The organism is Streptomyces sp. NPDC006435 (genome assembly GCF_040612315.1).
Classification (GTDB): domain Bacteria; phylum Actinomycetota; class Actinomycetes; order Streptomycetales; family Streptomycetaceae; genus Streptomyces.
The window spans coordinates 42,520-66,354 of sequence record NZ_JBEXPY010000040.1 but is presented as its reverse complement, the minus strand read 5'-3'; the positions used below and the strand labels follow the sequence as shown (position 1 = coordinate 66,354).

Below are 23,835 nucleotides of genomic sequence, written 5' to 3'. Positions count from 1 at the left end.
CGCTCGCCGTCCCACGGTCCCGATGCCCCAACGCCCCGGCCGACCATGCACAAGAGGAGAACCGCGATGACGTCTTCACCCCGGCACGACACGGCCGGCCAACTCTCCAGGCGCCGCTTCGGCCGGCTCGCCGCCCTCGCCGCCCTCGCCGCCGGAGCGGGCGCGCTCGCACTCCCCGCACGGGCCTCCGCAACCGGCACCGACGCACAGGCTTTCTACGACCACGCCCGCGGACTGGCCGGGAACGACCCGGTGCTGTGCGCACTGGTGGCGGCGCTGACCCCCGGCGCCACCTTCCCTCTCCCGCCCGCACCGGCACCGGCAAAGCTCTTCGACAACCTCGCCGTGCTGAGCACCGGCTGGGTCTCCGCGATGGCCGTACTGACCGACGACGGCATCGTGCTGATCGACGCGCTCGCCTCACCGGCGGATGCCGAGAACGTCATCGTCCCCGGACTGCGGGCGCTGGGGGCCGACCCGGCGGCGATCAAGTACATCGTGCTCACCCAGGGCCACTACGACCACTTCGGGGCGCGCAACTGCTCGCCGACCGCTACGGGGCACGGGTGCTGATGTCCCCGGCCGACTGGGACCTCGTCGCCCGCACTCGGCCCGCCGACGCTCCCGTCCGGGACCTGGACATCGTGGACGGCCAGCACCTCACGCTCGGCGGCACCACGATCCGGCTGCACCACACCCCCGGCCACACCCCCGGCACCGTCTCGCCGATCATCCCGGTACGGGCGGGAAACCGGCACCACACCGCCATGCTGTGGGGCGGCATGCTCCCGCCCGCCACGCTCCCGGAGCTGCGCACCCACCTCTCCTCCGTCCAGTCCTTCCGGGCCCTGACCGTGCGGGCGGGAGCGGACGTGGAACTGTCCAACCACCCCAACGACCACGGCCTCCAACGCGCCGAGCAGCTTCGCGACCGGCCCGACGGACCGAATCCCTTCGTGCTCGGCCGGCCGCGGACCGAGCGGTTCATGGCGGTGATGGAGGCCATGCTGCGCGGCCGGATCGCCGACGCCGAGACCACCGGGAGCCGGGACGAACCGCGTCCGCGGGCAGCGGGGACGCACGTGTGCTGCTGAAAGCAGGGCCCGGCCCCGAGTCCGGAACCCTCGGCGCCGTGCTCGGCGGGGCCATGGACGTGCTCACCGCGGTCTCGGGGCTGGGCCGTGTGGCGGGGATGCCGGGCCGTGCTCCGGCCGCGTCGGCCACGGGCGCAGCGGCGGCCGCCTCCGTAGCCGCGCTCATCACAACGAAAAAGCCGGTCAAAGCGAAAAATCATCGCTTGACCGGCTTCGTTTGGTCGATTGACCTCTGGTGTCCGAGGGGGGACTTGAACCCCCACGCCCGATAAAGGGCACTAGCACCTCAAGCTAGCGCGTCTGCCATTCCGCCACCCGGACCAGGTGGTCGGCCCCGGTTTCCCGCGGCGACATGGAAAACAATACCAGGGGTTCAGGGTGGCTCTCACCCACGTTTCCGGTGGTCAGTGCGGTGCGATGGATGCGGACGGCACGTTTTCCCGGCGTCCCCCGACATCGCGCACCCTGTGTGTTTGGACGGTCACGAATCGTGTGACTCGCTGTGGTCGCCCGCCACGGTCCGTGCGGTGGCGCGTACGACCGCGGCCCCTCCCCGCCGCTTCCGCCCGGGTGGAAGCGGCGGGGAGGAGCCGTCGGGTGCGAGGGGTCAGCAGCCCTTCCGGCGCAGTGAGTGCAGGTGGGCGGCGGAGCGGCGGGCCGTGGTGAAGGAGTCGACGATCGGCTGGTCGTGCTCCACCTGCCAGTGGTGGTCGCGGCGGCCGCCGTGGGTCCTGGTGACGGCGCTCAGGAAGCCCTTGTAGTCGATGTCGCCGTCCCCGACGTCCACCATGCGATAGCCGTCACGGGCCGCGGCGTCGTGCTCGCCGTCCTTGACGTGGAAGAGCGGGTACCGGTCGGGCTGCGCCAGCACGTAGTGCAGCGGGTCGAAGGGGTCGGGCGTGCCGTCGGCCCGCTTGCCGAACCGGAACTGGCCGACATAGGCCCAGTAGATGTCCATCTCCAGGAAGACCAGGTCGGGGTCGGTCTCGGCGAGCAGGACGTCGTAGAGGCGGACGTCCGGGCGGTCGGTGGCGAAGGAGAATTCCTCGGCGTGGTTGTGCTGGTAGAACTTCATGCCGCGTTCCCTGGCCGCGGCGCCGTAGGCGTTGAAGTCGGCGGCGGCGCGCTTCCACGCGTCGACCGTCGAGCCGTGGCGGAACGGGCCGGAGGCGGTGCCGATGTGCTTGAGGCCGAGGGTCTGGGCGTCGTCGAGGACCTTGGTGAGGTTCTGCGCGAAGGTGTAGGCGTTCGCGTTGTTGTCGTCGTAGTAGCCGACGTGGCTCCCTATGCCGCGCAGGCCGTGGTCGCGGGTGAGCCGCCGGAGCCGGGCGGGGGTGATGGCACCGGCCGATCCCTGGGTGTAGCCGGCGTACTCGACCTCGTCGTAGCCGTACGCCTCCAGTTCGGCGAAGACCTTGTCGAAGCCGAGGGTCGCGACCTTGTCGCGCAGGGTGTAGAGCTGGATGCCGAGGCGGCCGGGCGGCAGCAGCGGGGCGCCCTGGGGCCGGCCCTGCGGCTTCCCCTGGGCGGAGGCGGCCGGGGCCGCGGCGCCGAGGAGGGCGGCGGCGGTCGCGCCTGCGGCGACGCCGAGCACGGAGCGCCTGCTCAGCCTGTGGGCGAGTTCGGCATCGACGGGGGTTCGGCGGCTCATGGTGGAACTCCTTCTGGGCGTGCGACGTTGTCAGTGCAGTCGGGTCGGCCCGGTATCGGAACGGATCGGGTCGGTATCGGGGTGGATCGGGTCGGGGATCCTGTTCAACGCAGTCCGGCGAGCCCGAGGAGCAGGGACTTCACTTCGGTGGCCTCGACGGGGCCGGTGAACGCACGGGGGGTGGAGCACAGGATGAGCGGACCTTCTTCGTCGCTCGTGGGCAGGCGTCCGTGGCTGCCCCGAATAGGTGACGGGTCCAGGGGCACGACCGCCATGCGGTAGCGCATGCCGAGCTTCTTGCGGGCGACGGCCGCGGCCGCCCTGACCCGTACGTAGGGGTCCTGGGGGTCCAGGAAGAGTTCGACGGGGTCGTAGCCGGGTTTGCGGTGGATCTCGACGAGCTGCGCGAAGTCGGGGGCGCGGTCGTCGTCGAGCCAGTAGTAGTACGTGAACCAGGCGTCCGGGTCCGCGACGGCGACCAGTTCGCCCGAGCGCGGGTGGTCCAGGCCGTGGGCCTTCTTGCCCTCGTCGTCGAGGAGCCGCTCGATGCCCGGCAGGTCCCGGAGGGCTTCGCGGGTGGCTTCGAGGTCCTCGGGGCGGCGTACGTAGACGTGGGCGATCTGGTGGTCGGCGACGGCGAAGGCGCGGGAGGCCATCGGGTCGAGGTACTCCATGCCGTCCTGGGTGTGGACCTCCAGCAGGCCGGCGCGGCGCAGGGACCGGTTGATGTCCACGGGCCGGTCGACCCGGGTGATGCCGTATTCGGAGAGGGCGACGACGGTGCGGCCCTCGTCGCGCGCGTCGTCGAGGAGGGGGGCCATGGCGCGGTCGAGTTCGGCCGCGGCCCGGTGGGAGCGGGGGTCGTCGGGGCCGTACCGCTGGAGGTCGTAGTCGAGGTGCGGGAGGTAGCACAGGGCCAGGTCGGGGCGGCGGGTGTCGAGGACGTGCCGGGTGGCGTCGATGATCCACCGCGAGGAGACGAGGTCGGCGCCGGGGCCCCAGAAGTGGAAGAGGGGGAACGTGCCGTACTTGTCGGTGAGTTCGTCGTGCAGGGCGGCCGGCCGGGTGTAGCAGTCGGGTTCCTTGCGGCCGTCGGCGTAGTAGACGGGGCGTGGGGTGACGGTGATGTCGGTGTCGGCGCCCATGGCGTACCACCAGCAGATGTTGGCGACGGTGTAGCCGGGGTGGGCGCGGCGGGCGGCGTCCCAGAGTTTGTCCCCGGCGACCAGTCCGTTGTGCTGGCGCCAGAGCAGTACGTCGCCGAGTTCGCGGAAGTACCAGCCGTTGCCGACGATGCCGTGCTCCGCGGGGGTGGTGCCGGTGAGGAAGGTGGACTGGGCCGCGCAGGTGACGGCGGGGAGGACGGTGCCGAGCGGGGCGCGGGTGCCGGAGCGGCCCAGGGCCTTGAGGCGGGGCATGTGGTCGAGGAGCCGTGGGGTCAGGCCGACGACGTCGATGACCAGGAGAGGAGTGGGTGCCGGGGAGCCGGGTGAGGGTGAGGGCGAGGTGGCCGTCAGGGCTGTGGTGGCCGGTTCGGCCGGGGTCATGGGAGCTCCTTGAGGCCGAGGTCGACCAGGAGGTCGCGGGCGAGGGTGAGCTCGGCGGCGATGCCGTCGGCGAGCTGGGCGCGTGTTCGGGGGCGTTGCGCGGCCGGGAGTGCCTGCCAGGTGTACGTCTCGACCTCCAGGTGTCCGGTGAGCGGCCGGGCGCCGCCCACGAGACGGGTCAGTGCGGATCGCAGGACGGGAAGGGTGGAGGTGAGCGGTGGTGCGGGAGGTGCGTGAAGGGGGATGTGGAAGTGGGCGCGCCAGGGCGCGGTGTCCGGCAGGGCCCGGCCGGTGACGGCCTCGTCGAGGTCGTCGGTGCCGTGCAGGCCCTCGGTGGTGACGGTGCGGGTCTGGTGCAGGAAGCGGGGTTCGGCGAAGGCTGCGAGTGCGGTGCGCACCTCGGGCAGGTGGGGGTGTTCGGCGTGCAGGGCGGCGGAGAGCTGGGCCTTGACGATCGGGATGCCCGCCGCGCCGAGTGCGTCGACGGCGGTGTCGGGGTCCTCGAAGGAGGTGGCCAGGTGGCAGGTGTCCAGGCAGACACCGATGCGGGGGTGTCCGACGGCGGTGAGGGGGGTGATGGCGTCGGTGGTGGTTTCGACGGTGCAGCCGGGTTCGGGTTCGAGGCCGATGCGGATGGATTTGCCGGTGAGTTCGGCGAGGGCGTCGAGGCGTTCGCCCAGCGCGGCGAGGGCGGTGTGTGCGGCACGGGCTGCTCCGGGGGTCGTGCCGAAGGGGGTGCGCCAGGCGATCGGGAGGGTGGAGATGGTTCCTTCGGTGGCGTCGTCGGGGAGCAGGCCGGTCAGGAGCCGGGCGAGGTCGGTGGTGTGGGCGAGCCGTTCCGGATCCGTCCAGTCCGGCTCGTACACCCGGTGTTTGACCTCGTCGGCGCCGAATCCCTGGTACGGGAAGCCGTTGAGGGTGACGACCTCCAGGCCGCGGTGGTCGAGTTCGGCGCGCAGGGCCCGCAGTTCGACCGGGTCGTCGACGAGGGTGCGGGCCGCGTCCCGGGCGAGCCAGAGGCCGATGCCGAGCCGGTCGCGGCCGAGGCGTCTGCGGACCGGTTCGCAGTGGTCGCGCAGTTGGGCGCGGACGCCGTCGAGCGTCTCGGCGGGGTGGACGTTGGTGCAGTACGCGAGGTGGACGGTGGAGCCGTCGGGGTGGCGGAAGCGCATCTCCTCACTCCCCGCCGCGCAGGATCGAGTTGCCCTCGTGGAGGGGTTGTGGCGCGGCGACGTCGAGCTGGAGCCGGCCGCTGTGCCCGTAGAAGGCGACGGGGTTGCGCCAGAGCACCCGGTCCACGTCGTCCTCGCCGAACCCCGCGGCGAGCATCGCGTCGCCCACCTTCCGGGTCTTGAGCGGGTCGCTCCTGCCCCAGTCGGCGGCCGAGTTGACGAGGATCTTCTCGGTGCCGTGTGCCTTGAGGATCGTGATCATGCGGTCCTCGTCCATCTTGGTGTCGGGGTAGATGGAGAAGCCGGCCCAGCAGCCGCTGTCCAGGGCGTCCTTCACGGTCGTCTCGTTGAGATGGTCGAGCAGGACCAGTTCCGGGGAGAGACGGGATTCGCGGATGACGTCGAGGGTGCGGTGCAGTCCGGCGAGCTTGTCGCGGTGCGGGGTGTGCACGAGGGCGGGCAGACCGTGGTCGGCGGCGAGCTGGAGCTGGGCGGCGAGGGCGGTGTCCTCGGCCGGGGTCATGGAGTCGTAGCCGATCTCGCCGACGGCGACGACGGAGTCCTTGACGAGATAACGGGGCAGGGCGTCCAGGACGGGCGTGCAGCGGGGGTCGTTGGCCTCCTTGGGGTTGAGGGCGAGTGTGCAGTGGTGGGCGATGCCGTACTGGGCGGCCCGGAAGGGCTCCCAGCCGAGCAGGGCGTCGAAGTAATCGAGGAAGCTGGCGGGCGAGGTACGGGGCTGGCCGAGCCAGAAGGAGGGTTCCACCAGTGCGCGGACGCCCGCTTCGTACATCGCCCGGTAGTCGTCCGTGGTGCGGGAGGTCATGTGGATGTGGGGGTCGAAGATGCGCATCAGAACTCCTCCGTGGGGGCGGCGGCGCCGGGGACGGTGAGGCCGAGGACGAGGGTGAGACCGTCGGGGACGCTGCGCCCGGCCGCTTCGCGTTCGGCCGCGAAGTCGCCCAGCATGCGGGCCAGTTCGGCGTCCCCTCGCGAGCGCCGCGCCAGCCCGTCCACGGCGTCGACCGGCACCCCGGTGAAGAGGCATTTGAGAACGGCGTGACGCCAGTTGTGCGGGTCGAGGTGGGTGGCGGCGTACGGTCCGACGGCCGCGGCGATCAGCCGGGTGTCGTTGGTGCGCAGCGCGTCCTCGACGAGCGGAAGGGCGGTGGGGCCGAGGTCCAGTCGGTGCAGGGCGAGCAGGACGGCGTGCCGTTCGGCGGCGGTCCCCTGCTCGTAGAGCCTGGTGACGGCGGGCAGCGCGGCGCGGGCCTCGACGAGCAGCAACGCGCGTACGGAGTCGGCGTGTTCGGGACCGCACCGGCGGCCTGCCTCGGCATACCGCAGTTCCCAGGGCGGTACTGCGTACGGGTGGTCCGGCCGGTGGGTTCCGTCGTGAGCGGCGGGGTGGGTGGCGGAGCGGGTTCCGTCGTGAGCGGCGGAGTGTTCGGCCTCGGCGAGCGCCTCGTCGAGCCAGGCGCGGGCGGCTCCGCCCAGCCGTGCGTCGAGTTCCTCGCGGGTCAGCAGCGGGGTGGTGTTCCGGGTCGTCGGCATGGTGTTGCTCCCTTCGGCCGGTTCAGCGGCCCGACGGACCGTGTTTGCGGAGGAATTCGACGGAGGCGGCGGCGAGTTCGGGTCCGGCGTGGGAGTGCCGGGGCAGTTCGACGACGGTGAGGCCGCGGTAGCCGGTGTCCGAGAGGCCGTCGAGCGCTTCGAGCACGGGCGGGAAGTCGATCTCTCCCTCGCCGAAGGGGAGGTGTTCGTGTACGCCCCGGCGCATGTCCTCGATCTGGACGTGCCGCAGCCACGGGGCGGCGGCACGGACGCAGTCGGCGGGCGGGTCGGGTTCCAGGCATTGGCAGTGGCCGATGTCGAGGGTGAGGCCGAGCGGTGGCGGGTCGCCGCTGAGGACGCGCAGGTGGTGGAAGTCGGCGAGGTTCGCGAGGAGGTGTCCGGGCTCGGGCTCGATCGCCAGTGGCACACCGGCCCGGTCGGCGGCCTCCAGGACCGGGGCGAGGGAGTCGTGGAGCCGCTGCCACGCGGTGTCGGGCGCGGTGTCCGGCGGGGTGACGCCGCTGAAGCAGTGCACGGCGTGGGCGCCGAGGTCGGCGGCCACGTCCACGGCCCGGACCAGCAGCCGGGTGCGGGCGGCGCGGGCCTCCGGGTCCGGGTCGAGGAGGGACGGGCCGTGCTTGCGGCGCGGGTCGAGGACGTAGCGGGCCCCGGTCTCGACGGTGACGCCGAGCCCCCGCCGGCGGAGCCCGGACGCCACGTGCCGGGTGCGGGCGGCGAGGTCCGGGGCGAGGGGGTCGAGGTGCATGTGGTCGAGGGTCAGGCCGACCCCGTCGTAGCCGAGGTCGGCGAGCAGCCCGAGGGCGTCGTCCAGGCGGAGGTCGGTGAGTCCGTTGGTGCCGTAGCCGAGCCGGATCGTCATGTCGGGCTCACCTTCCGGGCGAGGGTGCGGGCGAGCGGGACGAGTCCCATGACGGCGGCGGCCGCGCCGACGGCCCCGGAGCGGGCGGCGAGGGCGGCCTGGAGCGGGATCATCGCCCGGATGCCGCCGCCCACGGCGCGTTGGGTGAGCGGTGGCGACGGGTTGAGGGCGGCGTGGACGAGGGGGCCCGCGGCGGTACGGACGTAGACGGCGCCGAGCACGGCGGGAAGGACCCGGGAGGCGGGGATGCGCCGGGATGCGGTGGGAGCGGTGATGCGGGATGCGGGGGTGAGAGAGCGCTGCTCGGGTGCGGCGGTGGCGCCCCGTGCGCGGCGCTGCTCGGGTACGGCGGTGATGTCCCGTGCGCGGCGCCGCCCGCGCGCGGTCGCGGCGCCCAGTACGGCGACGGCCGTGAGCGCGGCCAGGGGCACGGCGGTGGATCCGCCCCGCGCCTCGTGCCGGGAGACGGTGGTCACGGCGTAGGTGTGCGCCCCCAGCGCGGCGGCCGCCCCGAGCGCATCGCGTACCGAGCCACGTGCGGAACCGCGCACGGCACGGCTGGCGGTCGGCCCGGGGTTCCGGTCGGGTCCGGGGCTCCGGTGGGGTCGGGGGCCGGGGTTCCCTCGCGCCGTTCCTGTCGCGGTGGCCCCGAGCAGCAGGTCCAGGCTCCGGGCCGCCGCCATCGCAGCCGGACCCGCCGGGGTGTGCTTCAGCCGGAGGTCGTACGCCCAGACGGTCGCCGTCAGCACGGTGGCGACCGCGAGCGGCCGGCGGCCCGCGCACCCGGCGAGGCCCAGTCCGGCGGCCGTCAGCGCTCCCGCCGCCACGAGGGCCGCGCCGGGTGCGATCCGGCCCGACGGGATCGGCCGGTGCGGGCGGTCCACGGCGTCCTCGTCCCGGTCGGCCCAGTCGTTGAGCGCCATGCCCGCCTCGTACAAACAGAGGGAGGCACCGACGGCGAACGCGGTGCCGCGGTCGGGGCGTCCGCCGGTCGTGGCGGCTCCGGCGAGCGCGTCGCCGGGGACGGTGAACAGCGCGGACACCCGCAGGAGTTCCGCCCAGGCACGTGCCGTCACCGGTCGCCCCGCAGTGTCCCGGCGAGGGCGAGCAGCGCCTCGTACTGCTCGAAGAGGGCGGCCGGGCCGCCGTCCGGGTCCTTGAAGTAGAAGCCGAGCTGGGGCAGTGGCCCGGTCAGGCCCCGTTCGTGGGCGCGGGCCACCAGCCGGGCCAGGTCCAGGACGAGGGGTGCGGCCAGTGCGGAGTCGCAGCCCTGCCAGGTCGTCTGGAGCACCATGCGCGCGCCGAGGAACCCGTCGAACGCGATGTGGTCCCAGGCGGTCTTCCAGTCGCCGAGGGCCGGTACGTCGTCGATGTGGACCCGGCCTTCGGGCGCGGTGCCCAGGGTGTCGGCGAGCACGCGTTCCTTGCCCGCGTTCTTGGCCGCCGCCGCGCCGGGGTCGGCCAGCGCCGCCCCGTCCCCGCCGCCCAGCAGGTTGGTGCCCGACCAGGCCCGGACGGACAGGGCCCGCTGCGTGAACATCGGGGCGAGCACGGAGCGGAGCAGTGTCTGACCGGTCTTGCCGTCGCGGCCCGCGTGAGGAAGTCCGCAGGCCGCGACGGCGTCCCGGAGGGCGGGGGCGCGCAGTCCGGTGGAGGGGGTGAAGTTGACGTGGGGGCAGCCGGCCCGGAGCGCGGCGGCGGCGTAGAGCGAGCTGGCGGGCAAACGCTTCCCCCGGGGGTCGGGGACGGGCTCCGTGGAGGCGACGTTGATCACGACGGTCCTGGTCAGCCCGTTGCGGTGGCCGAAGTCGGTGAGGTCGGCGGCGAACGCGGCGATGAGTTCCTCGTCGTCGCGGGTGTCGCCGGGGAGCGGTCCGCCGGGCCGTATCTCCGCGTCGGCGGTGGTGAGTTCGCGGCCGATCGCCGAGGGCAGGCCGTGCGGCAGCACTCCCCCGGCGACCAGGGCCTCGGCCCGTTTGGGGAGTGGGCAGTCGGCCGTGTCGTGTCCGCCGAAGACGAGCGAGGCCAGGGCGGGCAGCCCGCTGTCGGCGAAGGGCGGTGTCTCGGTGACCATGCCCGTCGCCGGCCGGAGTCCTGCCGCGAGCGCCGCACATCCCGCGATGGCGGTGGTGGCGACGGAGCCGCGTGCTCCGATGAACCAGACTCCGGTGCGTGGGGCGGGTGCTGACACGGGCTGCCTCCCTGACTGGTGGTGCCGGCTGGGCGTAGCGGGTGCCGCCGCGACGGCTCGTGACGGCGGTGCGGCGGCGGTGCGCATCGGGGAACAGGGCGCTGGGCGTCGGGAACGGGGCGGTCGGAGCGCTGCCCGCCGAGGAACGGGCGGTCGGGGGAACGGGACGGCGGAGTGGTGCCGGGCGGGTGGGGAGGGGGTTCCTCCCCACCCGCCGCGCCACAGGACGGTCCCCTATTCCTGCGGCAGTTCCTTCAGCCGGATGTTGCGGAACGACACGTGGTCGTCGGCTCCGTGGTTCTGGATGCCGATGTAGCCGCTCTTCAGGCTCCGTACCGGATCGGTGTTGGTGAAGTCGTTGATCCTGACTCCGTTGAGGAAGACCTGGAGGCGTTCGCCCCGGACCCTGATCTCGTAGCTGTTCCACTGGCCGGGTGGTCGCAGGACCCGGTCACGGGCCTTGGCGTCCGCCGCCTTGAAGGTGTAGATCGAGCCCGTGGTGCGGTCGGCCGCGTCGGTGGCGTCGATCTGGACCTCGTAGCCGTTGTTCACCGCGGACCAGGGGTCGTCGGACTCCGGGAAGCCGACGAAGACGCCGGAGTTGTCGTCGCCCTGCATCTTCCAGTCGAGTTCGAGCGAGTACGAGCCGAGTTCCCTGGCCTGGTAGGTGAGCAGGCCCATGCCGCCCTCGGAGCGGAGTTCGCCGTCCACGACGTCGAACTTTCCGGGGCCCGCCTGCTTCCACCCCTCGAGCGTCCTGCCGTTGAAGATCGACCGGTAGCCGGTGTCGGGCCGGCAGTCGGCCTTCACCTGGCCGGCCGCGTACCGCATGCCGCCGAGGAGCAGCTTGCGGAACTCCGGTTCGGCGTAGGACTCCTTGGTGTGGCCGAGACCGGTGTAGAAGGAGCGACCGCCCTGGTAGGTCTGGCACCAGGTGATCGGGTGGTCGCCCTTCATGGTGCCGCCGGTGTAGCTGGTCTCGTCGAGGGTGGCGAGGACCTTGGCCCGGTCGCGTGGATCGGTGCGGTAGTTGTACCACTCGTCGGTGCGGTTCCACTCGTCGCCGAGGTGGGCGGTGGCCGGGTGTTCGTGGTCCTCGACGCGGACGGTGGCGGGCTGGATCGCGGGGTGCGAGGAGAAGTACGCCCCGACGAGTCCGCCGTAGAACTCCCAGTCGTACTCGGTGTCGGCCGCCGCGTGGACGCCCATGTAGCCGCCTCCGGTGGCCACGTAGTTCTCGAACGCCTTCTGCTGGTCGGCGCCCAGCACGTCGCCGGTGGTCGAGAGGAAGACCACGGCGTCGTAGCGGGCCAGGTTGCCGGTGGTGAACTGGCGGGGCTCCTCGGTCGCGTCGACGGTGATGTCGCCGCCCTCGCCGAGTTCCTTCAGTGCCGCGATGCCGTCGGGGATGGCGTCGTGGCGGTAGCCGGCCGTCTTCGAGAAGACCAGGACGCGTCTGGCGGCCTTGTCGGGTGCGTCGTCGGAGAGCTCGAAGTCGTCGATGTCGTAGAGCGCCCCGGCGCCTCCCTTGAAGACCAGGAAGAGTTCGGTGGTCTTCCTCGGGACTCCGCGCAGCGGTACGTCGATGTCCTGGAACCTGTCCCAGGCACCGGTCACGGGCACGGCCGCGGAGCCGAGGAGCTTGCCGGTGACGGATCCGGCCCGCACTTCGAGGAAGCCGCCCGCGCCGTTGGAGGAGATCCGCGCGGTCAGCTCGGTGGAGCCGCTGAGGAGGTAGGGCTTGAAGGAGATCCAGTCGTCGTTGTGGATGTCGCCGACCGTCTTGCCGCCGTGGGCGGTCGCCTTGTTCTGCGGGGCTACGCCGTGGGAGTCGTTGTAGTGCTCGGCCTGCCGGTGGCGCGGCTGGAGTTGGGACTGGTCGTGGCCGGACAGTGCGGCCTGGCCGCCGCCCCCGCCGTCCGTGTAGGAGGCGTCGATGACTCCGAAGATGTTGGCGTTGGGGTCGTGTCCGCCGTCCATCTCCGTCTTGATGGTGCCGGTACAGCCGTGGGCCGTCGTGATGGGGTGGCCGTGGCTGTCGTGGCCGAGGATGAAGCGGACCTCGATCTTGGCGCAGTCGATGGCGCCGTCCTCGGGGTCGGTGACGGTCACCTTGAACGGGATCTCGTCCCCGAAGGCGAACATCTGCCCGTCACCGGGGAGTTCCAGCTTCACCACGGGGGCCGTGTTGCCGACCGTCACGTGGACGTTGGCCGTGCCGGTGCGGCCGGTGGGGTCCTTGGCGGTGACGGTGGCGGTGTAGGTGCCGTTCTTCCGGTACGTGTGCGTGGGGTCGGCCGCGGTCGATGTTCCGCCGTCGCCGAAGTCCCAGCTGTAGGTGAGCGGGTCGCCGTCGCCGTCGGTGGTTCCGGCCGAGGAGAAGGCGACCTTGAGGGGTGCGGTGCCGGAGGTCCTGTTCGCGGTGGCCTCGGCGATCGGTGACCGGCCGCCGGTGGCGTTCTCGATGCGGTAGAGCGCCGAGTTCTGGTCGCCGCCGAAGTAGCCGGTGCCGTAGTCCAGGACGTACAGCGCGCCGTCCGGGCCGAACGTCATGTCCATCACCTGGGTTCCCGACCAGGGGAAGGCGTTGATGGATCTGACCGTGCCGTCGGTGCCCTGGTCGATGCGCTTGATCCAGCGGCGGCCGAACTCACCGGCGAAGAAGTTCCCGTCGTACGCCTCGGGGAACTTCACGGCCGAGTCGAGGCCGGCGTCGTAGTGGTAGACGGGTCCGCCCATCGGGGACTCGGAGCCGGTGCCGAACTCGGGCACCGAGCCGCCGTCGTACGGGATCCAGGCGGGCTGGGCCGGCGGCAGGTCGACCAGGCCGGTGTTGTACCGGGAGGTGTTTTTGGGTGCGGCGCAGTCGAAGGGCTCGCCGGAGGTCCTGGTCGCGAAGTCGTAGTCGACGAACGGGTTGTTGTTGCCGGTGCAGAACGGCCAGCCGAAGTTTCCGGCCTCGGTGACGCGGGCGAATTCGACCTGGCCGCCCGGTCCTCGTGCGGGGTCGGCCGCACCGGCGTCGGGCCCGTAGTCGCCGACGTACACGATGCCGGTGGGCTTGTCGACGGTGAAGCGGAAGGGGTTGCGGAAGCCCATCGCGTAGATCTCGGGGCGTGTCCTGTCCGTGCCCGGGGCGAAGAGGTTGCCCTCGGGGACGGTGTACGTGCCGTCGTCGGCGACCTTGATGCGGAGGATCTTGCCGCGCAGGTCGTTGGTGTTCCCCGAGGTGCGGCGGGCGTCGAACACGGGGTTGCGGTCCGGCCGGTCGTCGATGGGGGTGTAGCCGTCGGAGGCGAACGGGTTGGAGTCGTCGCCGGTCGACAGGTAGAGGTTGCCCTGCGCGTCGAAGTCGATGTCGCCGCCGACGTGGCAGCAGATGCCGCGCGAGGCCGGGATGTCGAGGACCTTCTTCTCGCTGGCCGTGTCGAGCGTGCCGTCCTCCTCGAGGACGAAGCGCGAGAGCCGGTTCACCCCTTCGAACTCGGCGAAGTCGGCGGCGGTGCCGTTCTCCGGGGCGTCCCCGGCCGGGGTGTCCAGCGGGGGCGCGTAGTAGAGGTAGATCGCCCGGTTCCGTTCGAAGTCCGGGTCGACGCCGACGCCCTGGAGCCCTTCCTCGTCGTGCGAGTAGACGGGGAGGACGCCGGCGAGTGTGGTGTCGCCGCCGCTGTCGGTGAGCCACAGTTCGCCGCCGCGCGCGGTGTGCAGGACGCTGCGGTCGGGGAGCACCGCCAGTGTCATGGGTTCGCCGGTCTCGGCGACGCCCTTGGCGAGGGTGACCTGCTGGAATTCCTCGGCCGCCGCGTCGGCGGCGGCCGGTGCCGGTTCCTGCGCGGAGGCTGTGGGCGGCGGGCCGAGCGCGAGGGTGGCCGCGGCGAGCAGCCCACCGGTGAGCAGTGCGAGGGATTTGCGGACGCGGAGTCTTGTCCTGCTCCTGTTCGGGGTGGTGGTTCCGTGCACGAGTGTCCTCCGGGGGGTGCCGGTTGTACGGGCGGGTGCTGCCGTGCCGTTCTGCGCGGGGACTGCCGCGCGGGGGTCGGGGGCCGGTGGGGCACCGACGACCAGGTCATGTCATGTACACGTTTTGGACGGTAGACCCGTTCGTCCGGGACGGAAAGCCCTTGTGCGGCAGTCCGTCGAACTTTTACCGAGGTCAGGACAAAGCGGTGCGAGGGCAGGGGGCGGCGCGGAACGGCCGCGGGGCGCTCATGCCGCCCGTGCCGTTCCGTACCGCCTCGCGCCGTATCGCTCCTCGCCGTTTCTTCCCGTGCCGTACGGGCCGGGGACGGACCGTCAGTCGCCGCCCCCGAACGCCGCGTCGAACGAGGCGGCGGGCGGCTCGAAGTCGTACCGCTTCAGCGTGGCCAGCGCCTCCGGCGCCCCCACCAGCCGGTCCATCCCGGCGTCCTCCCACTCCACCGAGACCGGCCCCTCGTAGCCGATGGACCGCAGCATCCGGAAGACGTCCTCCCACGGCACGTCGCCGTGCCCGGCGGAGACGAAGTCCCAGCCACGCCGCGGGTCGCCCCACGGCAGGTGCGAGCCGAGCCGCCCGTTGCGGCCGTCCAGCCGTCTGCGCGCCTCCTTGCAGTCCACGTGGTGGATCCGGTCCCGGAAGTCGTACAGGAAGCCGACCGGGTCCAGGTCCTGCCAGACGAAGTGGCTCGGGTCGAAGTTCAGCCCGAACGCCGCCCGGTGGCCGACGGCCTCCAGCGCGCGGTGCGTGGTCCAGTAGTCGTACGCGATCTCACCGGGGTGCACCTCGTGGGCGAACCGCACGCCCTCCGCGTCGAAGACGTCCAGGATCGGGTTCCAGCGCTCGGCGAAGTCCTCGTAGCCCCGCTCGATCATGTGCGGCGGGACCGGCGGGAACATCGCGACCAGGTGCCAGATCGACGACCCGGTGAAACCGACCACGGTGCGGACCCCGAAGGCGGCGGCCGCCCGCGCGGTGTCCTTGATCTCCTCGGCCGCCCGGCGGCGCACCCCCTCGGGCTCGCCGTCCCCCCAGATCCGCGCGGGCAGGATTCCCCGGTGCCGTTCGTCGATGGGGTTGTCGCAGACGGCCTGGCCGACGAGGTGGTTGGAGATCGCCCAGCACTTCAGCCCGTACTTGTCGAGCAGTTGCCGCCGGCCGTCCAGGTAGCCGGGGTCGGCGAGCGCCTTGTCGACCTCGAAGTGGTCGCCCCAGCAGGCGAGTTCGAGTCCGTCGTAGCCGAAGTCCCGGGCGAGCCGGCAGACCTCCTCCAGCGGCAGGTCCGCCCACTGGCCGGTGAAGAGTGTGAAGGGACGGGGCATGAGCGGGCCTCCTAGAGAGCCACGGGGGTGTGTACGGAGTTCTTCGCGGCGCTCTCCTCCACCGCCGCGAGTACCCGCTGCACCTGGAGTCCGTCGGCGAACGACGGCGCGGGAGCGGTGCCTTCGGCGATCGTCCGCACCAGGTCGCGGGCCTGGTGGACGAAGGTGTGCTCGTAGCCGAGGGCGTGGCCGGGCGGCCACCACGCCTCCAGGTAGGGGTGTTGGGGTTCGGTGACGAGGATGCGCCGGAACCCCGCCGTGGTGGCGGGTTCGGTGTGGTCGTGGAAGGCCAGTTCGTTGAGCCGTTCCAGGTCGAAGGCGAGCGAGCCGCGCTCCCCGTTGATCTCCAGCCGCAGCGCGTTCTTCCGCCCGGCCGCCATCCGGGTCGTCTCGAACGAGGCCAGCGCCCCGGAGGCGAGCCGGCCGGTGAACAGGGCCGCGTCGTCGACGGTCACCGCTCCATGTGCGGCCGGGCCGGCGGCGCCGGGGGGCCCGCCCGACGGGGCCGAGGGCAGCGGCCGTTCGCGCACGAACGTCTCGCTGACCGCCGACACCCCGACCAGCAACTCCCCCGCCAGGTACTGGGCCAGGTCCACGATGTGCGCGCCCAGGTCGCCGAGGGCCCCCGAGCCGGCGCGTTCCCGTTCGAGCCGCCAGGTGAGCGGGGTCTCCGGGTCGACGAGCCAGTCCTGGAGGTAGGCGGCGCGGACGTGTCGCAGGGCGCCGAGCCGTCCCCCGGCGATCAGCTGCCGGGCGTGGGCGATCGCGGGCACCCTGCGGTAGTTGAAGCCCACCATCGCGACCTGGCCGCGCTCCGCCGCGCGCCGTGCCGCCTCCGTCATCGCCTCGGCCTCGGCGACCGTGTTGGCGAGCGGCTTCTCGCACAGCACGTGCTTGCCGGCCTCCAGCGCGGCGACGGCGATCTCGGCGTGGCTGTCGCCGGGGGTGCAGATGTCGACGAGCTGCACGTCGTCCCGGGCGATCAGGGCCCGCCAGTCGGTCTCCGCCGCCGCCCAGCCGTGCCGGGCGGCCGCCGCGTCGACCGCGGCCCGGTCGCGTCCGCAGATCGCGGCGAGCACCGGCCTCATCGGCAGCTCGAAGACGTGTCCCGCGGTGCGCCACCCCTGCGAGTGGGCGGCGCCCATGAACGCGTATCCGACCATGCCGACGCCGAGCACCGGCGCGCTCGCCGTCGGCACGGCCGGCTCCGGCGGCGCTGCGGCCTCCTGATCCGTCTCTTCCCTGCGGGCCATCCGGGCTTCCTCCTCGTCGGTCGTTCGGTGGGTGCGGCGGGAGGGTCGCGGTCCTCCCCCGGGCCGGATCAGCTGAAGCCCGTCGGCAGGTACTGGTCGACGTTGTCCTTGGTGACCACGGCCGAGTAGAGGGTGAGACTGGTCGGGATCTCCTGCTCGGCCAGTCCGCCGACGCCCTTGCCCTGGGCGAGGGCACGGGCCAGGTCGATGGCGGACGCCGCCATCGTCGGCGGGTAGAGGACGGTGGCCTTCAGGACGCTGTCGTCGGCCTTGATGGCGTCCATCGCGGACTTGGCACCGGCACCGCCGACCATCAGGAACTCGTCCCGGCCCGCCTGCTGGATGGCGCGCAGCGCGCCCACGCCCTGGTCGTCGTCGTGGTTCCACAACGCGTCGATCCGCTTCTGCGCCTGGAGGAGCTGGGCCATCTTCGCCTGGCCCGACTCGACGGTGAACTCTGCCGCCTGACGGGCCACCAGGTCGATGTCGGGGTAGTTCTTCAGCGCGTCGGCAAAGCCCTGGCTGCGCTGCTTGGTGAGCTCCAGGTTGTCGATGCCGGCCAGTTCGACGACCTTGGCGCCCTTCTTGTCCTTGAGCTGTTCACCGATGTACGTGCCGGCGTTGAGGCCCATGCCGTAGTTGTCGCCGCCGACCCAGCAGCGGTATGCCTGCGGGGAGGCGAAGATCCGGTCCAGGTTGATGACGGGGATGCCCGCCCGCATGGCCTCCAGCCCGACCTGGGTGAGCGCCTTGCCGTCGGCCGGGAGGATGACGAGGACGTCGACCTTCTTGTTGATGAGGGTCTTGACCTGGCCGATCTGGGCGGCGGTGTCGTTGGAGCCCTCGGTGGTCTCCAGCGTCACCTCGGAGTACTCGGCCGCCCGCGACCTGGCGTTCTCGTTGATGGCGTTGAGCCAGCCGTGGTCGGCCTGCGGGCCTGCGAAGCCGATGGTGACAGGTTTGCCGGGCTTGTCGTCGGCGGCGGGTGCGTTGCTCTTCGCGGTGCCCTCGCTCTTGGGGTCGTTGCTGGTGCAGGCGGTGAGGAGGGCGCCCGCGGAGACGGCGGCGGTGCCGAGGAGCAGTCGTCTGCGGCTGGTTTCTGGCATGGCTGTCGAACCCTTCGTCCGGTGCGTGGCTGTCGTGGCTGTCACAGGGGGAGCGGGTGGGACTGATGGGACAGACGGGGTGGAGGTACGGGTGGTACGGGGCGCCGGTGGTGCGGGGCGCCGGGTCAGGTCCCGCCGTGCGTCGCCGTGCGGCGCTGGACCAGGACGGCGGCGACGATGATCGCGCCCTTGGCGATCTGCTGGACGTCGCTCTGGAGGTTGTTGAGCGCGAAGATGTTGGTGATGGTGGTGAAGACCAGGACGCCGAGCACGGAGCCGACGATGGTGCCGCGTCCGCCGCTGAGCAGGGTGCCGCCGATGATCGCGGCGGCGATGGCGTCGAGCTCGTACAGGTTGCCGTTGGTGTTCTGCCCCGAGCCGGCCAGGACGATCAGCATGAAGGCGGCGATGCCGCAGCACAGCCCGGAGAGCAGATAGAGCAGGAGCCGCTGTCTGCGCACATCGATGCCGGCCAGCCGGGCCGCCTCCGCGTTGCCGCCGACCGCGACGGTGCGACGGCCGAAGGTGGTGCGGTTCAGGAGCAGCCAGCCGATGACGGTGACCGCGGCGAACATCATGACCAGCGGCGGGACGCCGAGGACGTACGAGTCGGGCAGGCCCAGGTCGAGGACCGACTGGACGGTGACCATCTGGGTCCTGCCGTCGGTGATCTGGAGGGCGAGTCCGCGGGCCGAGGCGAGCATGGCCAGCGTCGCGATGAACGGCACCATCCGCCCGTACGCGACGAGCAGGCCGTTCACCAGCCCCGCGCAGAGCCCGACGACCACGGCCGTGAAGGCGATCCCCGCGAAACCGTACTCCTGGGTGGCGACCGTGGTCGCCCAGACGGAGGCCAGCGCGACCATCGCGCCGACCGACAGGTCGATGCCGCCGCTGGTGATGACGAACGTCATCCCGACGGTGACGACGCCGATGACGGACGCCTGGGTCAGGACCAGTTGGAGGTTCCCGGTGTCCAGGAAGGCGTCGGGCTCGGTGATGCCGCCGACGGCGATCAGTACGGCGAGGACGCCGAGGAGCGAGAGGTTGCGGACGTCGACACGCGGCCGGAAGGCACGCGCGGGTCCGTTCTCCTTCCCGGCGACGGGGACCGGGGCGGGGGCGCTCCCCCGATCCGGCCCGCCCTGCTGCGCCGGGGAAACGGGCTGCGTCATGACGTGGGGCTCCCTTCCATCACCAGGTCGAGTACGCGGTGCTCGTCGAGCTCCCGGGCGTCCGCCGTGTGCACGACGCGGCCCTCGCGGAGCACCAGCACCCGGTCGGCGAGGCCCAGCACCTCGGGCACCTCGCTGGAGACGAGCAGAACGGCCAGGCCCTCGTCGGCCAGCCGGCGGATCACGGCGTAGAGCTCGGCGCGGGCCCCCACGTCGACGCCGCGCGTCGGTTCGTCCAGCAGCAGCACCCGGCAGCCGCGCAGCAGCCAGCGGGCCAGGACCGCCTTCTGCTGGTTGCCGCCGGAGAGCGTGCGGACGGGGGTGTCCGGGTTGTCGGGGCGCAGGGACAGTTCGCGGGTGGCGGCGCGGGCCGCGCGGCGCTCGGCCCGCCGGTCGAGCCAACCGGCCCTGGAGAAGCGGGACATCGAGGAGACGGAGACGTTGCGGGTGACGGATTCGAGCATCAGCAGGGCCTGCGCCTTGCGTTCCTCGGGGGCGAGACCGATCCCGGCGGCGACGGCCGCGCGGACGCTGCCGGGCCTCAACGGCTCACCGGCCACGAGGACCCGGCCTGCGCTCGGCCGGCGGGCCCCGTAGACGGTCTCCAGGATCTCCGAACGCCCCGACCCGACGAGTCCGGCCAGACCGACGATCTCCCCCGGCCTCAACTCCAGGTCCAACGAGGCGAATTCGCCCTTCCGTGTCAGCCCCTCGATCCGCAGCACGGGCTCCGCCGCGGTTCCGGCGCGATCCGCCGGGCGCGGCGGGAAGACGTACTCGACGTTGCGGCCGGTCATCATGGCAACGATGTCGTGCGTCGGTGTGGACCTGGCGGGCAGCCCCCCGGCGACGGCACGGCCGTCCTTGAGCACGGTCACCCGGTCGCCGATGCGGCGGATCTCCTCCAGCCGGTGGGAGATGTACACGACGGCGACGCCGTCGGCGGTGAGGGAGGCCACGACGCGGAAGAGGTTGTCGACCTCGTCGGGGTCGAGCGCGGCGGACGGCTCGTCCATCACGATGAGCCGCACATCGTGGGAGAGCGCCCGCGCCATGGAGACGATCTGCTGCTGGGCCGCGGACAGTTCACCGACCGGGCGGGCCGGATCGATCTCCGGGTGGCCGAGCCGTTCCAGCAGTACGGCGGCGGCCGTGCGGGCCGCGCGGGCGCGCACCACGAAGCGGGCGGTGACGGGTTCCCGGCCGAGGAAGACGTTCTCGGCGACCGACAGGCCCTCCACCAGGTCGAGTTCCTGATAGATGGTGGCGATGCCCAGGCGCATCGCGGCGACGGGCGACTTGAGCGTCACCGGCGCGCCGTGCCAGGTGATCTCGCCGCCGTCGGGCTGGTGGGCCCCGGCGAGCACCTTGATGAGGGTGGACTTCCCGGCGCCGTTCTGCCCGAGGAGACAGTGGACCTCACCGGCCCGGACCTCCAGGTCCACACCGTCCAGGGCGCGCACTCCGGGGAACGACTTGGTGATGCCGGACATGGTGAGCAGGGGTGGTTCTGGTGCCATGACGAATCCCCTCGGCAAGTGGGGTCTCCCCTGCTCGCACGTGGCCGGGAGCGGAGGAGGGGCCGGTGAGCGGGCAGGGCTGTACCGGGTACGATGTGGCGGTCGTGCTGCCGGGCCCCTGGGTCAGGCCGGCGAGAAGAGGTGGTCGCTGATGAGCCGGGCGGCGCCGATCACTCCGGCGGCCGGTCCCAACTCCCCCAGCACGATGGGGAGGTTGTTGGTGGCCAGCGGCAGGGACTGCCGGTAGACCTGGGTCCGGACGCTGGCGAGGAGGGTGTGGCCGAGCCCGGTCACACCGCCGCCGATCACCACCAGGCCGGGGTTGAAGAAACTGACGAGTCCCGCGATGACCTGGCCGACCCGGTTGCCGCCCTCCCGGATCAGGTCGAGCGAGGTGGCGTCACCGGCGGCGGCCGCCGCGGCGACGTCGACGGCGGTGAGACCGCCGGCCGCCTCCAGCCGGGCGGCCAGTTCCGCCGACCGTCCGGTGCGTGCCGCGTCCTCGGCGTCGCGGGCGAGCGCGGCGCCGCTGAAGTGGGCCTCCAGGCATCCCCGATTGCCGCAGGCACAGGCGCGTCCCTCGGGTTCGACCTGGATGTGGCCGATGTCCCCGGCACTGCCCGTCGTGCCCCGGTGGACCTCTCCGCCGACGACGATGCCGCAGCCGATGCCGGTACCGATCTTGACGCAGAGGAAGTCGCCCACGGAACGGGCGACGCCCGCGTGCTGCTCCCCCATCGCCATCAGGTTCACGTCGTTGTCGACCATGACCGGGCAGCCCAGTTCCTGGCTGAGCGCCTCGCGGACCGGGAAGCCGTCCCAGCCGGGCATGATCGGTGGTGCCACCGGCACGCCCTCGGGGAAGCGGACCGGTCCGGGTACGCCGATGCCCGCGCCGTCGAAGCCCTCGGCGAGCCCCGACGCCCGGAGCTTGGCCGCCATGGACAGCGCCTGCTCGAAGATGGCGACGGGCCCCTCGCGTACGTCCATGGGGTGGTTGAGGTGACCCAGTACCTCCAACTCGGCGTTGGTGACCGCCACATCGACGGATGTGGCACCGATGTCGACGCCGAGGAAGCGCAGTTGCGGGGCGAGCCGGATGTTGTGCGAGCGGCGTCCGCCGCGCGAGGCGGCGAGTCCGTCGGCCACGACCAGTCCGGTCTCCAGCAGCCGGTCGACCTCGACGGCGAGCTTGGAGCGGGAGAGATCGACCTGATCCCCCAGCTGTGCCCGTGAGTTGGGCCCGCCGTCGCGCAACAGCCGGAGCAGTCGCGCCTGATGCGCGTTCGCGGGTCGTGCCGTCATGCGTCTCACGCGCCCCTCCCGCCGCATCGGCCTGTCCGTCGGGCTTTCGAGGGGAACGTAGCAGTGGTTGCCGGGGCTGGGAAGAAGTTGCGCGGGAATCCACAACAACTTTCTCCACATCGAGGACAAAGACGTGGGGGTGGCGGAACGCCGGAGCGCCCGCCGGTGTCCTCGGCGGGAGGACCGGCGGGCGCCCGGGCTGTCGGTACCGCGGACTCCCCCGTGTCCGCGGTACCGACGGCCCGGGCCCGGGTGGTGACGAAGACCCGGGCCCGGGTGGTGGCGGGGGCCTGGGCCCGGGTGGTGGCGGGGCCGCCACCACCGGAGCGGGCACCGCGGCCGGGCCGGGAGAGGGCCTAGTGCCCGGTCTCCCACTCCTCTTTCCGCAGTCGACGTGGGTGTGCCCCGGCCCGCCCCCTGTTCCGGCCGGCCGCGGGCGTCCGCCGGACGCGGAGCTCACGGGACGACTGCCGTCGACGCTCCCCCTGAGAATCGCCGTCGGGCCGGTGCACACAGTGATGATGGCCGCGCCGCCCGGCCCGCCACCAACCCTTGCGTCCTGCTGCAACGGTTGGACAACCCGCCGGGGCCGGCCCGCCCGAGGGGCGGCCCGTCATCCCAGGATTCCGGCCTGCCGGGCGGCCCTCAGCCAGGACGGGAACTCCGACAGGACCCTGTCGTAAAGCTCCTGGTCACAGACCTGCTCGATGTCGTCGACGGCGAAGAAGCCGACGTTGTCCACCCGGCGGCCCGGCATGGTGTCGAAGCGTTCCAGCACGCCGTACTGCGAGCTGCCGAGGCCGACGAACTGCCAGAACACCGGCTCGTCGGCGGCGGCCCGCAGCTCCTGCTCGATCTCCTTGTTGCGGTAGACCCCGCCGTCCGAGAAGAACAGGACCAGGGTCGGGTCGGGCACCGGATGCGCACGCACATGGGCCCGCACCTCGGCGATGACCTTCTGCTCCTCGTTCTGGATGCCGACGGTGCGCATGTCGATCTGACCGGGGACCAGTCCCTTCGGCGGCTTCCTGCGGATGAAGGCGCCGCTCTGTCCCACGCGTACATGCAGTCGGAGCCACTCCGGCAGGTCGCCGACGGCCAGGTCGGGCAGTCGGGCCGGGTTCGTGGCGAACGTCCACGCCTGCATCTCGCCGTCGTCGTCGAGCTGCGCCGCGACGGCCACCATCCGCTCGACGACACCGGCCACCGTGCCCCGTCGGTAGAGCCCGCCCATCGAGCCCGAGGCGTCCAGGACGACGACGACCCGGGCACGCAGGTCCGTGACGCCGTGCTTGCTCAGGCTGACCAGGACCTGCTGCTTGCGCAGCGACAGCCGCTTGCGCATGTCCACGGGGAGGTGTTCCTCGCCCTTGGTGAGCCGGGGGCCGGGGCCCGGGTGTCCCGCCGGGGGCGGAGGCGCCGGGGCACCGGCCGGGCCCGGAGGCATCGGCGCGGGCGCGTACGAAGGCATCGGCCCGGACGAGGGCGCGGGAGCGGGTCCGGGTGCGGGTGCGGCAGCAGGTCCGGGAGTCGGCGCGGGCGCGGGCTGCTCGTCGTCGACGGTGATGCCGAAGTCGGTCGCCAGGCCCGCCAGCCCGCTCGCGTACCCCTGCCCGACCGCCCGGAACTTCCAGCCGCCGTCGCGCCGGTAGAGCTCGCCGCCGATCAGCGCCGTCTCCGGTCCCGCGGACATCTCGAACCGGGCCAGCTCCGCGCCGGACACCGCGTCGAGCAGACGCAGGTGCAGCCCCGGGACCTGGCCGAACGTGCCGCCGTCGGCGGACGCGCAGAGCGCGACGCGTTCGATGTCGGGCCCCAGCGCCCCCGGGCGGACCTCCAGCGTGTCGGCACCGGGCTGTTTGCCGAGGTGCGTCACGGCGCCCGAGGCGTGCCGAGGCTGGTTGTAGAAGACGAAGTCGTCGTCGGACCGCACCCGTCCGCCGCGGGTCAGCAGCAGCGCCGAGGCGTCCACGTCCGGCACGCCGGACCCCGTCGACCAGCCGAGCACCGCCCTGACCGCGGCGGCCTCGACCGGCATGTTGGCACCCTTGCTCAGTATCGTCACACCGGCCAGTGTGCCCGCCGTCCG

General features: G+C 72.3%; 18 protein-coding genes and 1 tRNA gene. 2 read left to right on the top strand and 17 right to left on the bottom strand.

Translation table 11 applies throughout. From position 1 onward, the window contains the following. Nucleotides 1–66: 66 nt before the first annotated feature. Nucleotides 67–573 carry an MBL fold metallo-hydrolase gene (locus ABZZ04_RS30540; RefSeq protein WP_356935460.1) on the top strand — a complete coding sequence of 169 codons (507 nt, stop codon included), beginning with the start codon at nt 67–69 and terminating at the stop codon, nt 571–573. Next, nucleotides 567–1,094, top strand: coding sequence for a hypothetical protein (locus tag ABZZ04_RS30535; RefSeq protein ID WP_356935459.1), 528 nt, complete (start codon nt 567–569; stop codon nt 1,092–1,094). Before ABZZ04_RS30540 ends, ABZZ04_RS30535 begins: the two co-directional genes overlap by 7 nt. A 233-nt stretch (nt 1,095–1,327) precedes the next feature. Here the strand turns inward: ABZZ04_RS30535 and ABZZ04_RS30530 are convergent. From ABZZ04_RS30530 to ABZZ04_RS30450, 17 genes are all read right to left on the bottom strand, one after another. After that, a tRNA-Leu gene (locus ABZZ04_RS30530) sits at nt 1,328–1,415 on the bottom strand. 286 nt (nt 1,416–1,701) lie between these two features. Beyond that, entirely contained in the window at nt 1,702–2,745 is a 1,044-nt protein-coding gene (locus tag ABZZ04_RS30525; RefSeq protein ID WP_356935458.1) for a sugar phosphate isomerase/epimerase, read from the bottom strand. 104 nt (nt 2,746–2,849) lie between these two features. Further along, nucleotides 2,850–4,292, bottom strand: a complete 1,443-nt coding sequence (locus ABZZ04_RS30520; RefSeq protein ID WP_356935457.1) for a nucleotide pyrophosphatase/phosphodiesterase family protein — start codon at nt 4,290–4,292, stop codon at nt 2,850–2,852. Continuing rightward, nucleotides 4,289–5,464: a metabolite traffic protein EboE gene (gene eboE, locus ABZZ04_RS30515; protein ID WP_356935456.1), complete on the bottom strand. Its 1,176-nt coding sequence runs from the start codon at nt 5,462–5,464 to the stop codon at nt 4,289–4,291. Before eboE ends, ABZZ04_RS30520 begins: the two co-directional genes overlap by 4 nt. 4 nt (nt 5,465–5,468) lie before the next feature. Beyond that, nucleotides 5,469–6,317 (bottom strand): TatD family hydrolase, encoded by an 849-nt coding sequence (locus ABZZ04_RS30510; protein WP_356935455.1) that lies wholly within the window; start codon nt 6,315–6,317, stop codon nt 5,469–5,471. Next, entirely contained in the window at nt 6,317–7,018 is a 702-nt protein-coding gene (locus ABZZ04_RS30505) for an EboA domain-containing protein (protein ID WP_356935454.1), read from the bottom strand. The genes ABZZ04_RS30510 and ABZZ04_RS30505 overlap by 1 nt, the downstream gene beginning before the upstream one ends. 22 nt (nt 7,019–7,040) lie before the next feature. Continuing rightward, complete coding sequence (locus ABZZ04_RS30500) at nt 7,041–7,898, bottom strand: sugar phosphate isomerase/epimerase family protein (RefSeq protein WP_356935453.1); 858 nt, start codon at nt 7,896–7,898, stop codon at nt 7,041–7,043. Beyond that, nucleotides 7,895–8,974, bottom strand: a complete 1,080-nt coding sequence (locus ABZZ04_RS30495; RefSeq protein WP_356935452.1) for an SCO3242 family prenyltransferase — start codon at nt 8,972–8,974, stop codon at nt 7,895–7,897. The genes ABZZ04_RS30500 and ABZZ04_RS30495 overlap by 4 nt, the downstream gene beginning before the upstream one ends. After that, entirely contained in the window at nt 8,971–10,089 is a 1,119-nt protein-coding gene (locus ABZZ04_RS30490; RefSeq protein ID WP_356935451.1) for an inositol-3-phosphate synthase, read from the bottom strand. Before ABZZ04_RS30490 ends, ABZZ04_RS30495 begins: the two co-directional genes overlap by 4 nt. A 234-nt stretch (nt 10,090–10,323) precedes the next feature. After that, nucleotides 10,324–14,049: a ThuA domain-containing protein gene (locus tag ABZZ04_RS30485; protein ID WP_356935450.1), complete on the bottom strand. Its 3,726-nt coding sequence runs from the start codon at nt 14,047–14,049 to the stop codon at nt 10,324–10,326. A gap of 333 nt (nt 14,050–14,382) precedes the next feature. Continuing rightward, the gene (locus ABZZ04_RS30480; protein WP_356935449.1) at nt 14,383–15,387 is read right to left on the bottom strand and encodes a sugar phosphate isomerase/epimerase family protein; all 1,005 of its coding nucleotides are present in this window, start codon (nt 15,385–15,387) and stop codon (nt 14,383–14,385) included. An 11-nt stretch (nt 15,388–15,398) separates the two neighbouring features. Further along, entirely contained in the window at nt 15,399–16,640 is a 1,242-nt protein-coding gene (locus tag ABZZ04_RS30475) for a Gfo/Idh/MocA family oxidoreductase (protein WP_356935448.1), read from the bottom strand. Nucleotides 16,641–16,708: 68 nt separating this feature from the next. Next, nucleotides 16,709–17,746 carry a substrate-binding domain-containing protein gene (locus ABZZ04_RS30470; protein ID WP_356935447.1) on the bottom strand — a complete coding sequence of 346 codons (1,038 nt, stop codon included), beginning with the start codon at nt 17,744–17,746 and terminating at the stop codon, nt 16,709–16,711. Between the two features lie 125 nt (nt 17,747–17,871). After that, the gene (locus ABZZ04_RS30465; protein WP_356935446.1) at nt 17,872–18,921 is read right to left on the bottom strand and encodes an ABC transporter permease; all 1,050 of its coding nucleotides are present in this window, start codon (nt 18,919–18,921) and stop codon (nt 17,872–17,874) included. Then, entirely contained in the window at nt 18,918–20,441 is a 1,524-nt protein-coding gene (locus ABZZ04_RS30460) for a sugar ABC transporter ATP-binding protein (protein WP_356935445.1), read from the bottom strand. The genes ABZZ04_RS30465 and ABZZ04_RS30460 overlap by 4 nt, the downstream gene beginning before the upstream one ends. A gap of 123 nt (nt 20,442–20,564) precedes the next feature. Then, on the bottom strand, nt 20,565–21,746 hold the full coding sequence (locus tag ABZZ04_RS30455; protein WP_356935444.1) for an ROK family transcriptional regulator: 1,182 nt from the start codon (nt 21,744–21,746) through the stop codon (nt 20,565–20,567). Between the two features lie 613 nt (nt 21,747–22,359). Further along, entirely contained in the window at nt 22,360–23,811 is a 1,452-nt protein-coding gene (locus ABZZ04_RS30450) for a VWA domain-containing protein (RefSeq protein ID WP_356935443.1), read from the bottom strand. Nucleotides 23,812–23,835 lie beyond the last annotated feature (24 nt).